The sequence below is a fragment of the Mycolicibacterium mageritense genome, assembly GCF_010727475.1.
Taxonomy (GTDB): Bacteria; Actinomycetota; Actinomycetes; order Mycobacteriales; family Mycobacteriaceae; genus Mycobacterium; species Mycobacterium mageritense.
In genome coordinates this window covers 4,637,979-4,653,494 of the sequence record NZ_AP022567.1, presented here as the reverse complement: position 1 = coordinate 4,653,494, position 15,516 = coordinate 4,637,979, and the positions used below count along the sequence as shown (strand labels likewise).

Here is a 15,516-nt window from a genome sequence, read left to right as displayed (position 1 = left end):
GGCATCGGCACAGCAGGTTTCCGCCTGGTTCGGGGATGGGCAACGGCACCGTTCCGCAGGGTGGCATGCCGCCCGCCGGCGTTCCACGGTTCAGACCGCGCACATTCCCCTCGATCGCGACCAACCGTCACGGTGAACGCCCGGCACACCGACGATTCAGGAGCACCCGCAGGTGAACATCGAACTCAGCACCACAATCCAGCCCACTGTCGACTCCATTGCCGGAAGGCTGCTGAGCGCGCAGGCCAAGAAGCAACGGATACCGTCACTTTCGGCGGAATGCCGCGATCTGAACTTCGATCTCGCTTATCGGATTCAGGACGAGGCCGTGAGCCAGCGGATCGAGTGCGGCGAGCACGTCGTCGGCATCACGGTGCAGTCTCGGTCCTCGGTGACACCGCTGACCGGGTGGCTGACCGACGCGATGGCACTGCGTACAAGCGATCACCTGCCCACGGAGTTGCTCGTCGATCCCGGTGTCGAAGCGGTGATCGCGTTCGTCACGGGCCGGCGGCTCTGCGGCCCCGGCGTCACCGCGGCGGCCGCGCTGGCGGCGGTCGACCTCGTGTTCGCGGGCCTGGAAGTCACGGACAGCCGCTACGCGGACCGCCGGTGCACTGCGCCCGACCTGGTCGCCGACAACCTGTCCGCGTCGTATTACCTCACCGGACCGGTCGGGTTCGCCCCCACCGGCCTGGACCTGTCGCGGGAAGAGGCCGGCATCACCGTCGCTGCCGGGACAGCCACCGTGACACGTTTCGATGCGGTGGCCAGAAGCCATCCCGCCGAGGCACTCGCGGCCGCGGCGAACTGTCTTGCCCGGCGCGGTCATGCGATCGAGGTGGGCTGGACGGTACTCGTCGGGACGGCACCGGTACCACTGCCCGTCGGATTCCCGGTCACCGCCCGGTTCTCGTCGCTGGGGTCGGTCACCCTGGCGTGCTAACGGCGGCGCCGGGCCAGCTCACGGTCGGTTCACCGGGACGTAGCGAGCCGTTAAGTAGGTGTCTTTTCGGTAATTCCCCGGATGTGACTCGCGCCACTGCTGCCATACCGTCGGGCACCAGGCCGAATGCGCCAGTGCCGCACATCCGGGCCGATCCCCGCCGAACTGAAGCCCCAGGAGGCAACGATGACAACGATCAGCCCTACCGTGGTGTCCCCACCGTCCCGCCCACTGCATCGAACGTCCGCCGTGCAGTTGGTCGCCGACCGTCCGCTGGATCCGGACTCATCGACCTCGGTTGCCAAGGCTCTCGCGCTGCTGAGTTGTTTCACACCGAATCGCCCGGCCATGGGGGTCTCGGAGATCGCGCGTCAGGCACAGCTGCCCAAATCGACCGCACACCGCCTGCTGGCCGTCCTCGTCGACTGGGACATGGTGACCAAACGCGGCACCGAATACTCCCCCGGAGCACGGCTCAACGAGCTGGCCGCGCTCGGCAGCCAACCGGACAACCACGAATTGCGCCGCGTCGCACTGCCACATCTGCTCGACCTCTACGAGATCACCCATGAAACAGTGAATCTCGGCATCCTGACCGGCCAGGACGTCCTGTACATCGACAAGATCCACGGCCACAACGGGGTGAACTCGCCCGCGTGCGTCGGGGGCCGGCTGCGCGCCGCGAACACCGCGATCGGAAAGGCACTGCTGGCGTTCAGCGACCAGAAGGTCATCGCCCGCGTCTCGGCGAACCTTCGGCCCGCCACGTCGTTGAGTGTCTCCTCGGCCGCGCAACTCGATCGCTACCTGGCCGCCATCCGGCATTGCGGCGTGGCGTACGACCGCCAGGAGAGCCAACCTGGCCTGACCTGTATCGCGGCTCCCATCCGGAGCTGGTCGGGCGCGATCGTCGCGGCGGTCTCGATCTCGGGTCCGGTACATCGATTCCGGCCCGCCGACGCGGCACCGGCTGTCCGGACGGCAGCCGCCGGCATCGCGCGACATGTCCAGGAAGCCGCCTGGCGTCGCGCCACACGGTGACCTCCCCTCGAAAATCCCTGTGCTCCAACGCTTTGCCCACCCATCAGGTCTCGACCGAGGCCTGTCGACAGTCAGGACACCCATGCCACAACTCACCTTCACGCTGCGCGATGACGAGATGGTCACCGTCGACGTCGATACGCTGCTCAACGCCGGATACGCGGGTCGCAGCCAAGCCGACGTGACCGCCCACATCGACGAGCTCGCCGAGTTGGGTGTGCCCGCGCCCACCCGCATCCCCTGCATCTACCCCATCGCCTCCTACCTGGCGATGCAGACCGAAGAGATCGACGTCCAGCACGAGCTCACCTCGGGCGAGGCGGAATGGGCGCTGGTGGTGGCCGGCAGCGGACCCGGCGATCTGCTGCTCACAGCCGCCTGTGATCACACCGACCGGCGCCTCGAACAGCACGGAGTGGCCTGGAGCAAACAGGCCGCGCCCGATGTGCTGGCCCGCCGGGCCTGGCGCCTGGCCACCATCGCGGACCGCCTCGACGAGTTCACCCTGACCGGCACGGTCGAGACCGATTCCGGCATCGAGGTGATCCAGCAGGGCACCCTGACCGAACTGCTGTCGCCGCTGTTCTGGGTCGAGGAGTTGCGCTCCCGCGAGCTGCTCAACCCGGGCACCGTGCTGATGTCCGGAACCATCCCAATGCGTCCCGACGTCAACCAGTTCAGTACGGGATGGGGTGTGGAACTGCGCGACCCCGTCACGGACGACGCCATCTCACTGTCCTACTCGGTGCGGCAGACGCCCACGGCCGTCGATTGAGGAGACCGTGACTGTCCGACGCTTCCCCGCAGACGTGCCACAAGGAGCCGCGATGCGCACGATCACCGATCCCTGGTCACCACTACGCCTTGCCTCCGGAGCGACACTCCGTAACCGCTTCATGCTCGCACCGATGACCACCAACTCGTCCGACGCGCAGGGGCGCGTGACCGAGGACGAGTTGCGGTACCTGGACCGCCGCGGAGCCACCGAATTCGGGGCCGCCGTGACCTCGTGCGCATATGTGCACGAGGACGGCCGGTCCTGGCAGGGCATCGGGGCTTCGACCGATGATCACCTGGAAAGCCTGCGGGCCGTCGCGCAAGCGATCGGCCGCGGCGGCGCGCTGACCCTGCTGCAGCTCTACGACGGCGGGCGCATCGCGTTGCCAGGCCTGGTCGGCCCCGGCGGGATCCGCGGTCCGTCGCCGATCCCGTCCGCACGTCCCGATGCCCGTACCCCACGTGAGCTGCACAGCGGCGAGATCGATGACCTCATAACCGCATTCGGGAGGGCCGCCGCGCTCGGTGTGCGGGCCGGGTTCGACGGGATCGAAATCCACGGGGCCAACCACTATCTGATCCATCAGTTCTTCTCACCACGAGCCAATCAGCGCAACGACGACTGGGGCGGTGATCCGGCGCGGCGGGCACGCTTCCCACTCGCGGTCGCCGAAGCGGTCCGGACAGCGGTCGGCCCTGCCGTGACAATCGGGTTCCGGGTGACGCCATTCGAGTCGGAAGACGGCGGCTACACCCTCGACGATTCGGCCCTACTCTGCGACCGCCTCGCCGAGCGTGGGGTCGACTATGTCCACATCTCCATGGACGACTTCCGCAAAAACTCGCCCCAGCCGGAAGATCGAGACTGGACCAAGAGGCGCGAAGCCGTCGAGTCGCGCAATCCCATCGCCGCGATTGCCGCCGCGGTCGCGGGCCGCAGTGCCGTCGTCGCCAGCGGTGGCATCCGAGGGCTCGACGATGCCGACGAGGCGCTCGGCGCCGGTGCCGATCTCGTCGCCGTCGGCCGTGCCGCCCTGATCGATCCGGAATGGGTCGACAAGATGAAAGCCGGCCAATACCAGAGCGTTCGGACGCACCTGCCCGCCGACAGCGACGACATCGAGACCGCGCTGACGATTCCGGGGCAGATGGTGAAGTACCTGTTGAGCCGACCGGGGTGGATCCCGCGTATCCAAGGAGACGACCGAACATGACCGCCACCCCGCTTCGTATCGCGGCATGCCAGATCACCGCCGATCCACTCGGCGGGGTGATTGCCCGGCTGGCCGCCGCACCGGGGCTGATCTTCACCGATGTCGACGCCGCGGCTGCGATACACGCCCGCGGTATCACCGGTGTGCTCACCAATCGAACGGCGCTCTGAGGCTCAGCGCGGCGATTGACCGGCCGCGTACAGCACCGCGACCTGGGTTCTGGACCGCACCCCGAGCTTGGCGAAGATGTGTTCGACATGGCTCTCGACGGTGCGCAACGACAACACGAGAGCCTGGGCGATCTGCTTGTTCGTCATGCCTTCGGCCACCATGCCCGCCACCTCGGCCTCCCGGCGGCTCAGACTTGCCAGGGGCCGGTCCGGCAGATCAGGCGCGGCAGATGCCGGCGCAGAATCGCCCATGGCCTCACCGACGGCCTTGTCGATACTCATTCCACGGCCTTCGGCCAGCAGTGCCTCGAACTCATTGTCGCCCAACGCGGCCCGCAACTCTGCTGAGATCTCGTCGTTCCAGTTCGGCAGCTCGAACCCGCCGGGATAGTTGCCGATGGGTTCCCAGGCACGTTGCGCCGCGCCGAGCAACCGTGCCGCCCGTCGCGATTGGTCTTGTCTGGCGGCCAGCCATGCGCTCAGTTCGATGACCACGGCGGTGCCCAGGGAGTCGTGGAAGCGGGTCTTGCCGGCCAACGCCTCTCGCAGTTGCCGTTGTGCGAGATCCAACTCGCCCAACATCCAGTTGGCCAGGCCCAAGAACGTCAAAATCCATGACCGCAGCCAGCGTTCGTCCCGCAGGTCACATTCCGCCAAACATCGGCCGAGCACCTCCACCGCCTGTTGCGGGTCGCGGCGCCGGCAGTGCAGCCAGCCGACCTGCTCCTGAGCGAGCACGTGGTGCAGGCTCGGCCCCCCGGCTTCTTCCAGCACCGATCCTTCCCGGATCAGCTCGGTGCCCAGTGTGGTGTTGCCGAGATTGTGTTCGGCCACTCCCCTGAAATGCGTGGCGTGCGCCAGATTGACGGTATCGCCGAGGGATTCGGCAAGCGACTGGCTCTCCCGCAGCATCTGCAGCGCAACGACGGTCTTGCCCTCCGCGATCGCGATGTACCCGTTCGCCCACAGCGCGGCCGCTCGCTCGGAGCTCGGCGAGGCATCGGCTGCCAGCGCACGGTCCAGCCAGTGCCTGCCTTCGCGAAGCTGGCCACAACCCAGCCAGTACCAGAACAGGTCTGCCGCCATCTGCAACGCGGCCCGTCCGCCATCCGGATCATCGAGCACCGCGCCGAGGACGGCGCGAACATTGACCTGTTCGTTTCTCATCCGCCCGACCAGGTCGAGCTGGTCGGGTCCGAACCAGTGGCTCTCGAATTCGTGTGCCAGCCGGCAATAGTAGGCGCGGTACCTCCCGCGCACGGCCGCTTCTTCACCACGGCAGCGCAGTTGCTCCCTGCCGTACTCGGCGACGGTCTCCAGCAACCGGTAGCCCTGGTGCCCCTCGGCGACGTGGCGCGCCACGATCGACTTGTCGACCAGTGCGGACAAGTGCCCGGCGATATCCTCTCGCGGAAGCACGTCGTCACTACAGATGCACTCCGCGGCGCTCAGCATGATCCATCCAGAAAACACCGAAAGGCGTTCCCACAACCGCCGTTCCGGTTCGGAGCACAGCTCGTAGCTCCATTCCAGCGCGGCTCGCAACGAGTGGTGCCGTGGCGCGGCCGATCGGTCGCCGACGTTGAGAAGATCGTGACGATGGTCGAGCCGGTCGAGCAACGCCGCCGGCGTGAGCGCGCGCATCCGAACCGCGGCCAGTTCGATCGCCAGCGGCAAACCGTCCAGGCGAGAACACAGTTCCACGATGTCCGAGGAGTTCTCGGCGGTGATCCGGAAGTCCGGGTCCACCGCAACCGCACGCTCGCCGAACAACTGGACCGCCTCGGTCGGAGCGGTGTCCCGATCGCCGTCGCTGCGGTGGATGGCGAGCGGCGGAACGAGGAAGACATGCTCCCCGCTGACCCTCAGCGCTTCGCGGCTGGTGACCAGGATGCGCAGCGTCGGGCAGGCCGACAGCAAATTTCGAGCGAGCACCGCGCACTGGTCGAGGAGGTGCTCGCAGTTGTCCAGAATCAGCAACAGATCGCGCGCCCGCAGATACTCGGTGAGCGCCCATACGACATCCTGGTGCCGCACCGCGAGCCCCAGCGACTCCGCGACCGCAAGCGGGACCAGTCCGGGGTCGGTGACGCCGGCGAGCTCCACCAAGGCCACGCCGTCGGCGAACGCCCGTTGCGACTTGCGGGCGACCTGCGTGGCCAGACGGGTTTTTCCGACCCCACCGATTCCGATCAACGTGACCAACCGCGAGGATCCCAGCAGCCGGCGCACCTCGGCCGCCTCGGCCCGGCGCCCGACGAGACTCGTCAGGTCGGCGGGCAGCAGGTGGCGCGGCCCCGAAGGCGGCGTGTTGTCCATGGACTGACCTCGCGCATAGGTGGTGCATTCGGTTGAAAACCATAGCCAACAATGCGTACTTCGCCACGCGAATCGAAGCTGGCAAACCGAGATTCGGAAAATTCCGACGCTGTTCCACGGTCCGGACCACGCCACTTGGGGTCGCCCCCGGCGCGCTCGTAGGTTACCCGGCATTCGTCGACAACCGTCCACACTCAAGGAGAACCAACATTGATCGAGCAGTTACGCAATGGCGATTCGGCGGTTCGGCCCGCATCAATGGACCCGATATCGGAGTTTCTCCGCACCGCCGAATCCGACCTCGCAGGCGGCGTGATATCGCCACGCATCTTCAATGACCCTGACCTCTACGAACGGGAAATGGCACGGATTTTCGCCCGCTGCTGGTGCTTCGTCGCGCACGAGTCGGAGATCCCCGAACCGGGCGACTATGTGCTCCGCTACATCGGGCAGGACCAATTCATCGTCGTCCGGGACGAAGACGGGTTGATCCACGTTCTGTTCAACAAATGCACGCACCGCGGTAGCACGGTGTGCCGCGTCGAGAAGGGCAACAGCTCCCATTTCCGATGCCCTTATCACTCATGGGTTTTCAAGAATACGGGCGAATGGAGTGGGGCGCCCTACCGGAAGAAGGCATACAAGAAGCTCGATGCCGGCAGCTGGGGGCTCGCGGCGGCCCCGCACGTGGATTCGGTGCACGGTCTGGTGTTCGCCGCGCTCGATCCCGACGCTCCCACGCTCGACGAGTACCTCGGCGACATGCGCTGGTACCTCGACGTCCTGCTCGGCCTGAACGACTCGGGAATGACGACCATCGGCGAACCGCACCGCTGGCGGGTACCGGCCAATTGGAAGTCTGGCGCGGAGAACTTCATGGCCGACGCCTACCACGTCCCGTCACTACACCGCTCTGCCGAGGACGTCGGCATGTTCCCCCGGATCGAGACCGGAGGGGCGGGCCCGCAGGGCGTGTCCCGGCATGTGTACTTCGAACACGGCCACGGCATGATCGTCAACAACGGCTTCCTTCCTCCGCCGTGGCACACCTCCGGATACCCGCCGGAGGTCGCCGAGACCTTCCAGCTCGAGCGGTTGACGCCCTTGCAGCGTCAGTTCGTCGAAAACCACTCGGCCACAACGTTCCTCATCTTCCCGAACTTCGGTCTGGTCCGCGTGCCCGCTGCACCGCATCCCGACGCGCCGCCGATGGTGTTCACCCACCTACGTCAGTGGCAGCCGGTCGGGCCCGATGGCATCGTCAACTGGAACTGGACCCTCGGCTGGAAGTCCGCACCCGCCGGATTGAACGAGGACGCCTACATCGCCGGACTGAGCATGCACGGCCCGGCCGGCATCCTCGAGCAGGACGACACCGTGGTGTGGGGCGGCGCACCGCAAGCCGGCAAATCGGTGTTCGCCCGGAAATGCGGTATGCGTTTCAATTTTCAGCTCGGTCTCGACGGCATGAGTGACTATGCCGAGGACACGGACTGGCAGTATCCCGGTATCGCCACGACCACCGCGCTCGGCGAGGCACCGCAGCGGGCCTTCTACCGCCGCTGGCTTCGCGAGATGACGCCCGCCGCACAAGAACTGACCGAGAACGGAGCGCGCTCGTGACCATCGATGCCCCAGTCGGCCTGACCCGCGATGTCGCCGCCGACTGTGCCCGGTTTCTGTACCTGGAGGCGGAGCGGCTGGACCACCACGAGTTCGACCTGTGGCTCAGCGGCCTCGCAGACGACCTTGAGTACCTGATGCCCATCCGGGTTACCCGGGGGCCCGAGGCGCGCAACCTGGAGTTCTCCCCGACCGGCTTCCACATGAAGGAGACCCTCGCGTCGATGAAGATGCGGGTGGCGCGGCTGTACACCGAGCACGCGTACGCCGAGGATCCGCCGTCGCGTACTCAACGTCTCATCACCAATGTGCGCGTCGACCCATTAGGTGACGACGAGTACAACGTCCGCAGCAATTTCCTCTGCTACCGGGCACAGGGCGACCTGGCGGATTACGACATCCTGGTCGGCGAGCGTTTCGATGTGCTGCGCGACACCGCCGACGGATGGCGCCTGGCCCGGCGCACGGTTCACCTGGCCCATACCACCTTGTTGACGGCGAACCTGGGGATCTTCCTGTGACAACGCGTCTCAGCAACGAATTCGCCGACGTCGTCCTTGAGGTCGTCAGCACCGGAAATGGGGAGCGCCTGCAGATCTCGTCACCGCGACGCGGCACCACCATCCGGCTCGACCCGGTCGAGCTGGAGGCGCTGACGTGGCAGACCACCGATACCTTCACCCGGATGCTGGAGGGTTCGATAGGTCCGTGCCGGCCCGAGATCGGCGTCGAGGAGCCAGATTTCGTCACGTCAGACGATCGGGCGCCGCTGTGACCGATGGCTGGCTGACGGGCAAGACCGTGGTGGTCACCGGCGGCGGCACCGGAATCGGCCGGGCGGTCGTCGACCGGTTCGTGGCTGAAGGCGCACGGGTTTCGGTGCTCGACCGCGACGGCGATGCGGTCACCGAACTTCGTGCGCGCCAGAATGTATGGGCCACCGAGGGGGATGTGCGACGGTACGGCGACCACCAGCGGTGTGTCGCAGAGACGGTGCGCGAGTTCGGCGGCATCGATGTGCTCGTCACGGTCGCGGGGATCTTCGACTACTTCGCATCGCTGGAAAGCCTCCCCGAAGACAACCTCGATGCGGCGTTCAGCGAGATGTTCGACGTGAATGTCAAAGGGACACTGCTGGCGGTGAAAGCTGCGCTGCCCGAACTCCAAAAGTCGCGAGGCAACGTCGTCCTGACCATCTCCAACGCCGGCTACCTGCCGGGCGGCGGCGGGCCGCTCTACACCGGGTCGAAGTTCGCCGTACGCGGCCTGCTGGCGCAGCTGTCTTTCGAACTCGCGCCGGACATCCGGGTCAACGCGGTGGCACCGGGCGGCACCGTCACAGCGCTGCGCGGCCTGGAGGCGACGGCTACCGGGGAACAGCGTCTGGTCGACATGCCGGACCTGCCGACGCTGATCCGCCGCACCAACCCACTGCAGGTCGCCTCCGAACCCGCCGACCACGCCTGGGCCTATGTGTACCTTGCCTGCAAGGAACGCACGAAGTCGGTCACCGGCTGCGTGATCAACTCCGACGGCGGCCTGCACAGCCGCGGCCTGGTTCCGCTTGGCGGCGAACTGATCTCCTGAATCGCTCTGATAGACTCGGATGCCTTACGGCACCCGGCGCGGGATTGAGTCGGTGTCACCGACCGCTACCGGGTGCAATCCCTTTCATTTCTCGCCTTTCATCCGACGGCTGGATGCTGTCATCCGCACGCATGCGAGAAGCACGATCAGCGCACACCAATTGCGGTACACCACAGGAGAATCAGAAGTTGGCTCAATACCTTGTCAATGACCCCGCAGCCGTGGCGGAGGTGCTCGCGCAGTACCCCAGGATGAAGGAGGCGATCGTCAACCGGGACCACGCGACACTCGTGGACCTGCACGATGCCGAATTCGTGGGCACCGAGCTTCCCGGGCACCTCATCACGGCCGAAGAGCACATCCAGACCACGATGAACTCACGTGACCTTGAGATGGAGTACTTCGATCTGCAGGTCAAGACATTCGGTGACATCGCACTCTGCTGGGGCAGACAATCGCTGAAGGGAACCCTGGACGGGAACGACCCGGGCACCTCACCGGCTGTGGCCAACCGGGTCAGCGCCGGCGTGTTCTGGTCGATGCTGGTTGTCTGGCGACGCACCAACGGGCGTTGGCGCATGCTGTCCTACCAGGTGACGCCGTTGAGCGAGGAGCCGCCGGCACCGGATCCGCGCTAAATTCGGCCGAGATGGACATTCACCAGTTGCAGTGCTTTGTCGCGGTGGCGGAGGAGGGCACCTTCACCGCCGCCGGCCTGCGCCTGCATCTCGCCCAATCCGGGGTCAGCGCGCACATCAAGGCGCTCGAACGCGACGTCGGGCAGCAACTGTTCGAGCGACATCCGCGGGCGGCCAAGCTGACCGCGGCCGGTGCGGCCCTGCTACCCCACGTGCGTTCGGCGATGGATGCGCTCGCGGCCGGGCGTGCCGCAGTCGATGGCCTCGCGGGCCTGCTGCACGGGCGGGTGGCGATCGGGACCATCACCTCGATCTCACCCCGCAGTATCGACCTTCCCGAGCTGTTGGCTTTATTCCATCGCAGCCATCCGGGTGTCGATCTGTCTCTGATCGAGGATGCCGCATCGATGCTCACGCAGCGCATCTCCGATGGCCGACTGGATGTGGCGTTCACGAGTCTCACCGATGCGACGACGCGCGGTATGCAGGTTCGTGAACTGCATCGGGAGGCGGTGATCGCCATACTGCCCCCATCGTCCGCGCTCGCCCGCCATGACGAAGCATCGCTCGGTGAGTTGGCCGAACATCCGTTGATCGCGCTACCGGAGGGTTCGGGCTTGCGGTGGCAATTCGACCGGGCTCTCGAGAAGGCCGGGGTTCGCGCCCGGATCGCCTTCGAGGCCAGTGACCCCGACGTGTTGGTGGCTCTTGTCGAGCAAGGCCTCGGCGTCGGCCTGGTGCCTGAATCTGCTCTGGCGCAAAGTGATCGGTTGATGAGCGTGCGGGTGCCCGAACTGCCGCCCGGCCGGCTCGGGATCATCTGGCGCGATCGTCCCGCCCTCGATCCCGCCGCGCAGGCCTTCGTCGAGCACGCCGCGACCATGTCGGCACGTACTCGGCGCCATCTGCCTAGCTGAGGTCGTGGCCCACGCGGTCCCGCCGGGCCGCGCCCAGTCCGCGCCACCGTTTCGCTTGCGGGGCGTCCAGCCCGAACTGATCGAGAATGCGCACCACAACATGGTCGACGATGTCGGCGATGGTCTGCGGGTGGTTGTAGAAGGCCGGCATCGGCGGCACGACCCGCGCCCCCATTCTGCTCAACGCCAGCATGTTCTCCAGATGGATGGTGTTCAGCGGGGTCTCTCGCGGCACCAGCACCAGCTGCCGGCCCTCTTTGAGCACGACGTCGGCCGCCCGGCAGATGAGGTTGTCCGCCATCCCGTAGCGGATGGCGGACAACGTTCTCATGCTGCACGGCACGATGATCATCCCGGTGGTGCGGAACGAGCCGGATGAGATCGCCGCGCCCTGCTCACCGAGCTTGTACGTCACGTCGGCCAAGGCGACGACTTCGGACACCGTGCGGTCGGTCTCCACCTCGATGTTCGATTTACCCCAGGTACTCATCACCAAATGGGTTTCGACATCGGGCATCTCGCGCAGCGTCTCCAGCAGTCGCACCGCGAACGGTGCACCGCTGGCACCGCTGATCGCGACGATGATGCGCGTCGGCGTATCACGCATCACGACTGCTCGTATCCCGCTCGGAGCCGCACGAAAAGATCACGAGTCCTCGGCCAGTCCTCTTGCTCCGCGAGGTCCGCGGACGTGCGGAAAGTCATCGGCTGCAGCGGTATTCCGAGGTCGTCGCGCTTGTGCTCGACCACGGTGAAGATGCAGCCGAGCACCCCGCGGTCGGCCAACGACCCGGTCATGCGCAGCTTCAGGTGATGACAGGCCGTGCCGTCGATCGCGATGAGGCCGGCCGTCCCGGTACGTCGAAGGTTGGCCCTGGTCCGCGGACTCGCCACCACCGCGAACAACACCGCCTCGTCGATGCTGGGTTCGAGCTCGGTGCGAGACAGCAGTGCGCTGTGCGGATAGCCGCCGGTGTCAACGGTCAGGAATGCGAACGCCTGCTCCTGCACATCGACATCCGGGAAACCGCGCAACAACTCGGCGATATCGCCGGGCACCTTCGGCATCATCACTTTCCACCTTCCTCGACCCCTGTCAGAGCGATAGTTTCGCCTTCCACCGATCGCGGATCTCGGCCCGGTACGGCTCGTCGAACCGGTTCGCCCGCGGGTAGGAGTCCTTCCATGCGAACGGCTTGCACGCGTCGATCAACACGAAGCCCATCGACATGTCGCCGGCTTCCCGCTTGGCCGGTGACAACCGCGGGTCGATCGCGGTCGTGGGCGTCCGCAGCACGTGTATCGATTCGGCGGGATCGACACGGGTGAACAGCGCCCACAGCACGTGGTTGATGTCGGTGATGTCGATGTCCTCGTCGACCACCACGAAATAGCGATCCACTCCCCCGGTGCGCTTACGGCCCGCGGCGGCGAGCAGCGCATGCATGGCGTCGCCCGCACCCGTCTGCTCGATCGAGATGACCATCATGAGCTGACGCGCGTAGGCCCAGACCCCCTTGATGTTCTGCACACCGGAGGCCTCCAGGTGATCCCAGGTGACCGAGGCCGAGTACAGCGGCACCGCCTGGTCGCCGGCGGGCACCGTGGGGATCATCGGCGGCGCGCCGAGGATGATCGGCGAATCCCGGTGCAGGATGCGCTGCACGCGCACGACGGTCTCGTCGCCGGCATGGGTGAAGTAGCCGGTCCATTCCCCGAACGGGCCTTCGTGCACCGACTCCTCTTCCACCGGCGGCATCTCGCCCTCGAGGACGATCTCGGCGTTGGCCGGGATCGGCAGCCCGGTGCCGGGCGCGGCGATCACCTCGACACCCACGCCACGAAGTCCACCCGCGACGTCGTACTCACACACCCCCGATGGGGCGGCGATGGCGGCGGCGGTGGTCAGAATCGGATCGCAACCGACGACAACCGCGATCGGGCACGCCGTGCCCCGATCCCAGTACTTCTTGGCGATCGCGAGCGCGTGCCGGTTTCCGAGCATCCACAGCGACAGCCGGTCCTTGCCCTGCACGCATCCCCGGTAGGTACCGACGTTGACCCAGCCTGTGTCCGGATCACGCGTGATGACCATGCACGCGGTGCCGATGTAGCGCCCGCCGTCGCCGTCGTGCCACCGCGGCGTCGGGAACATCTCCAGGTCAACGTCATCCCCCTCGCGCACGTTTTCCAGGATGGCGCCCTCGGAAACCTCGACGGGCGGAATGGGTTCGATGCGCTTGCCGAGATCCTTCCAAGCACGGATGATGTCCATCGCCGAGGTGTCTGCGGGCAGGCCCAGGGCAACCGCGCAACGCGACACGGTCCCCATGAAGTTGGTGAAGACGCGATATCCCGACGGGTATCCGGGGATGTCGTCGAAAAGTAATGCCGGGCCCTCCTTCTCGGCCGACAACTCGGTGATGCAACCGATTTCGAGATCCCAGTTGGCACCCTTGATGGTCTGCACCTCGTCGGCGCCCAGCTTCTCGGTCAGAGTGCCGATGTAGTGCCGCAAGTCACGGAATACCGCCATGTTGCCTAACCCCTTGCATCCGAATGTATTTCGCAGGAACGGCGCGTAATAGTCCTGCACTTCCACCTTGCGTGCCGAGTGCCCATATGTCCAATAGATGGTTCAGATATCCACCATCGGATTGGCAGATGGCGCCCGTTCCGGCTGCCGGACCGACGGCATTGCTGCGCTTACCACGGATTCATACGGTCATGACCGGAAAGCCGATGGTCCGAAACACAGCGGACCACGACGAAGTCGCATAACCACACCACTGGAGGAGACGGAATGGCGGCACGAACCGGCAAGGAGTACATCTCGGGGTTGCGTGACGGACGCGAGGTATGGATCGGCGGCCAACGCGTCTCCGATGTAACGGAATACGAACCGTTCGCCGGTGCGGTGCAGTCGGTGGCGGGCCTGTATGACCTGCAGCACGACCACGCCGGCGACTGTCTGTTCACGCATCCGGAAACGGGTGAGCTCACCAACATCAGCCACCTGATCCCCCGCTCGCGCGAGGACATCGCCCGCCGTGGAACATCTTTGGCGCACGCCGCCCGGTATTCGGTCGGATTGCTCGGCCGGTCGCCCGACTATGTCAACGTCTCCCTCGCCGGCCATGCCGGGCGGTCCGACGTCTGGTCACGCAGCGGAAACGAAGAGGGCGCGGCCAATCTCGTGCGGTTCCAGGCCGATCTGGCCCGTGACGATCTGGCGCTCACCCATGCGATCATCCGACCGACCGTCGACAAGGGTATCGGCGACCTCGCGGCAGCCGACGGCCAGATGGCACTGCACAAGGTCGCCGACACCGCGGACGGCATCGTGGTGCGCGGCGCGATGGTGCTCAGCACACTCGCCCCGTTCTCCGACGAAGTCGCGGTCTACCCGGGCCAGCCGCTGCCCAGAGATGCCCACAAGTACGCGATCGCGTTCTCCGCGCCCATTGCCTCCCCCGGGCTCAAACTCCTCTGCCGGGACGCGTTCTCGACCGACATGGCCCATTTCGACGCGCCCTTCTCGGGACGCTTCGACGAACAGGATGCCTTCCTGATCTTCGATGACGTCGAGATCCCGCGCAGCCGGGTGTTCATCGACGGCAACACCGAGGTGTGGAACGCGGCCATGATGAACGGTTGGACCGCCAACATCATGCAGCAGACGACGATTCGCGCCGAGGCCAAGTTGCGATTCGCGTACGAGCTGGTCAGCAGGTTCTGCAAGTCGATCAATGCGTCCGACCCGCGTACCAAGGAGTTGCTTGGTGAACTGTGGACGTACGCGGAGATGACCCGCGCACTGCTGGTCGCCGCGGAGGCGGGTGCTCGAGAGTGGGGCAACGGCATCTGGTTCTGCGATGAGCGTCCGTTCCGCGCCTTGCGTCCGACATTGCCACAGTGGTTTCCGAGGGTGAACGAGATCATCAAGCTGCTCGGCTCCCACAACCTGCTCGCCACACCGTCCGAGGCCGCCTTCGACAATCCGGAACTACGCCCCTTGCTCGACAAGTATCTGCAGGGCGCCAACCGGTTCGATGCCAAAGAACGTGTCCGGCTGTTCCGGGCCGCCTGGGATTTCGCCGGAACCGCACTGGGCGGGCGCAACGAACTGTACGAGCGGTTCTACCTCGGCTCGGCCGCGCGCTCCTATCAACTCGACCATGACGTCGCACAGTTCGAGATGTCGGAATCACTGGTCGATCCCCTGCTGCGAATTGCCGAGGCCGCCGAAAAAGACGAGCAGGCACCGGCCTTCATTTAAGACGA

16 protein-coding genes are annotated in these 15,516 nt (G+C 65.9%); 12 read left to right on the top strand and 4 right to left on the bottom strand.

Annotated features, from left to right (window positions below; all coding sequences use genetic code 11):
• The first annotated feature begins 172 nt into the window (after window positions 1-172).
• The 5 genes from G6N67_RS22350 to G6N67_RS22330 all read left to right on the top strand — a co-directional run bounded on the left by G6N67_RS22350 (window position 173) and on the right by G6N67_RS22330 (window position 4,148).
• Window positions 173-946 carry a 2-keto-4-pentenoate hydratase gene (locus G6N67_RS22350; protein ID WP_230022135.1) on the top strand — a complete coding sequence of 258 codons (774 nt, stop codon included), beginning with the start codon at window positions 173-175 and terminating at the stop codon, window positions 944-946.
• 186 nt (window positions 947-1,132) lie between these two features.
• On the top strand, window positions 1,133-1,987 hold the full coding sequence (locus G6N67_RS22345) for an IclR family transcriptional regulator (protein ID WP_230022133.1): 855 nt from the start codon (window positions 1,133-1,135) through the stop codon (window positions 1,985-1,987).
• An 82-nt stretch (window positions 1,988-2,069) separates the two neighbouring features.
• Window positions 2,070-2,762, top strand: a complete 693-nt coding sequence (locus G6N67_RS22340) for a DUF2848 domain-containing protein (protein ID WP_036428836.1) — start codon at window positions 2,070-2,072, stop codon at window positions 2,760-2,762.
• A 52-nt stretch (window positions 2,763-2,814) separates the two neighbouring features.
• The gene (locus G6N67_RS22335) at window positions 2,815-3,978 is read left to right on the top strand and encodes an oxidoreductase (RefSeq protein WP_051578439.1); all 1,164 of its coding nucleotides are present in this window, start codon (window positions 2,815-2,817) and stop codon (window positions 3,976-3,978) included.
• Window positions 3,975-4,148: a hypothetical protein gene (locus G6N67_RS22330; RefSeq protein WP_179976743.1), complete on the top strand. Its 174-nt coding sequence runs from the start codon at window positions 3,975-3,977 to the stop codon at window positions 4,146-4,148. Before G6N67_RS22335 ends, G6N67_RS22330 begins: the two co-directional genes overlap by 4 nt.
• Before the next feature lie 3 nt (window positions 4,149-4,151).
• Here the strand turns inward: G6N67_RS22330 and G6N67_RS22325 are convergent, their stop codons facing one another.
• Window positions 4,152-6,467, bottom strand: a complete 2,316-nt coding sequence (locus tag G6N67_RS22325) for an ATP-binding protein (RefSeq protein ID WP_036428837.1) — start codon at window positions 6,465-6,467, stop codon at window positions 4,152-4,154.
• A 360-nt stretch (window positions 6,468-6,827) separates the two neighbouring features.
• Here G6N67_RS22325 and G6N67_RS22320 point away from each other — a divergent pair, with 360 nt between their 5' ends.
• The 6 genes from G6N67_RS22320 to G6N67_RS22295 all read left to right on the top strand — a co-directional run bounded on the left by G6N67_RS22320 (window position 6,828) and on the right by G6N67_RS22295 (window position 11,232).
• Complete coding sequence (locus G6N67_RS22320; protein WP_235684054.1) at window positions 6,828-8,090, top strand: Rieske 2Fe-2S domain-containing protein; 1,263 nt, start codon at window positions 6,828-6,830, stop codon at window positions 8,088-8,090.
• On the top strand, window positions 8,087-8,611 hold the full coding sequence (locus G6N67_RS22315) for an aromatic-ring-hydroxylating dioxygenase subunit beta (RefSeq protein ID WP_051578440.1): 525 nt from the start codon (window positions 8,087-8,089) through the stop codon (window positions 8,609-8,611). Before G6N67_RS22320 ends, G6N67_RS22315 begins: the two co-directional genes overlap by 4 nt.
• The gene (locus G6N67_RS22310) at window positions 8,608-8,865 is read left to right on the top strand and encodes a hypothetical protein (RefSeq protein ID WP_036428841.1); all 258 of its coding nucleotides are present in this window, start codon (window positions 8,608-8,610) and stop codon (window positions 8,863-8,865) included. Before G6N67_RS22315 ends, G6N67_RS22310 begins: the two co-directional genes overlap by 4 nt.
• Window positions 8,862-9,677, top strand: a complete 816-nt coding sequence (hcaB, locus tag G6N67_RS22305; RefSeq protein ID WP_036428843.1) for a 3-(cis-5,6-dihydroxycyclohexa-1,3-dien-1-yl)propanoate dehydrogenase — start codon at window positions 8,862-8,864, stop codon at window positions 9,675-9,677. The genes G6N67_RS22310 and hcaB overlap by 4 nt, the downstream gene beginning before the upstream one ends.
• Before the next feature lie 188 nt (window positions 9,678-9,865).
• Window positions 9,866-10,315: a nuclear transport factor 2 family protein gene (locus G6N67_RS22300; RefSeq protein ID WP_036434322.1), complete on the top strand. Its 450-nt coding sequence runs from the start codon at window positions 9,866-9,868 to the stop codon at window positions 10,313-10,315.
• An 11-nt stretch (window positions 10,316-10,326) separates the two neighbouring features.
• Entirely contained in the window at window positions 10,327-11,232 is a 906-nt protein-coding gene (locus G6N67_RS22295) for a LysR family transcriptional regulator (RefSeq protein WP_036428844.1), read from the top strand.
• Here G6N67_RS22295 and G6N67_RS22290 read toward each other — a convergent pair.
• The 3 genes from G6N67_RS22290 to G6N67_RS22280 are packed head-to-tail and all read right to left on the bottom strand — an operon-like array spanning window position 11,225 to window position 13,750.
• Complete coding sequence (locus G6N67_RS22290; RefSeq protein WP_036428846.1) at window positions 11,225-11,839, bottom strand: non-oxidative hydroxyarylic acid decarboxylases subunit B; 615 nt, start codon at window positions 11,837-11,839, stop codon at window positions 11,225-11,227. The two genes, G6N67_RS22295 and G6N67_RS22290, sit on opposite strands and share 8 nt — an antisense overlap.
• On the bottom strand, window positions 11,839-12,303 hold the full coding sequence (locus G6N67_RS22285) for a hypothetical protein (protein ID WP_081812396.1): 465 nt from the start codon (window positions 12,301-12,303) through the stop codon (window positions 11,839-11,841). The genes G6N67_RS22290 and G6N67_RS22285 overlap by 1 nt, the downstream gene beginning before the upstream one ends.
• Window positions 12,304-12,328: 25 nt before the next feature.
• Window positions 12,329-13,750 (bottom strand): UbiD family decarboxylase, encoded by a 1,422-nt coding sequence (locus G6N67_RS22280; protein ID WP_036434326.1) that lies wholly within the window; start codon window positions 13,748-13,750, stop codon window positions 12,329-12,331.
• Between the two features lie 285 nt (window positions 13,751-14,035).
• On the opposite strand from G6N67_RS22280, the gene G6N67_RS22275 reads away from it, so the two are divergent.
• Window positions 14,036-15,511, top strand: a complete 1,476-nt coding sequence (locus tag G6N67_RS22275; RefSeq protein ID WP_036428847.1) for a 4-hydroxyphenylacetate 3-hydroxylase family protein — start codon at window positions 14,036-14,038, stop codon at window positions 15,509-15,511.
• Window positions 15,512-15,516 lie beyond the last annotated feature (5 nt).

What these genes read in the sequence shown, in the direction of transcription:
- G6N67_RS22345 (WP_230022133.1), top strand. Translation starts at nt 1,133, where the DNA reads ATGACAACGATCAGCCCTACCGTGGTGTCCCCACCGTCCCGCCCACTG.
- G6N67_RS22340 (WP_036428836.1), top strand. Translation starts at nt 2,070, where the DNA reads ATGCCACAACTCACCTTCACGCTGCGCGATGACGAGATGGTCACCGTC.
- G6N67_RS22335 (WP_051578439.1), top strand. Translation starts at nt 2,815, where the DNA reads ATGCGCACGATCACCGATCCCTGGTCACCACTACGCCTTGCCTCCGGA.
- G6N67_RS22330 (WP_179976743.1), top strand. Translation starts at nt 3,975, where the DNA reads ATGACCGCCACCCCGCTTCGTATCGCGGCATGCCAGATCACCGCCGAT.
- G6N67_RS22325 (WP_036428837.1), bottom strand. Translation starts at nt 6,467, where the DNA reads ATGGACAACACGCCGCCTTCGGGGCCGCGCCACCTGCTGCCCGCCGAC.
- G6N67_RS22320 (WP_235684054.1), top strand. Translation starts at nt 6,828, where the DNA reads ATGGCACGGATTTTCGCCCGCTGCTGGTGCTTCGTCGCGCACGAGTCG.
- G6N67_RS22295 (WP_036428844.1), top strand. Translation starts at nt 10,327, where the DNA reads ATGGACATTCACCAGTTGCAGTGCTTTGTCGCGGTGGCGGAGGAGGGC.
- G6N67_RS22290 (WP_036428846.1), bottom strand. Translation starts at nt 11,839, where the DNA reads ATGCGTGATACGCCGACGCGCATCATCGTCGCGATCAGCGGTGCCAGC.
- G6N67_RS22285 (WP_081812396.1), bottom strand. Translation starts at nt 12,303, where the DNA reads ATGATGCCGAAGGTGCCCGGCGATATCGCCGAGTTGTTGCGCGGTTTC.
- G6N67_RS22275 (WP_036428847.1), top strand. Translation starts at nt 14,036, where the DNA reads ATGGCGGCACGAACCGGCAAGGAGTACATCTCGGGGTTGCGTGACGGA.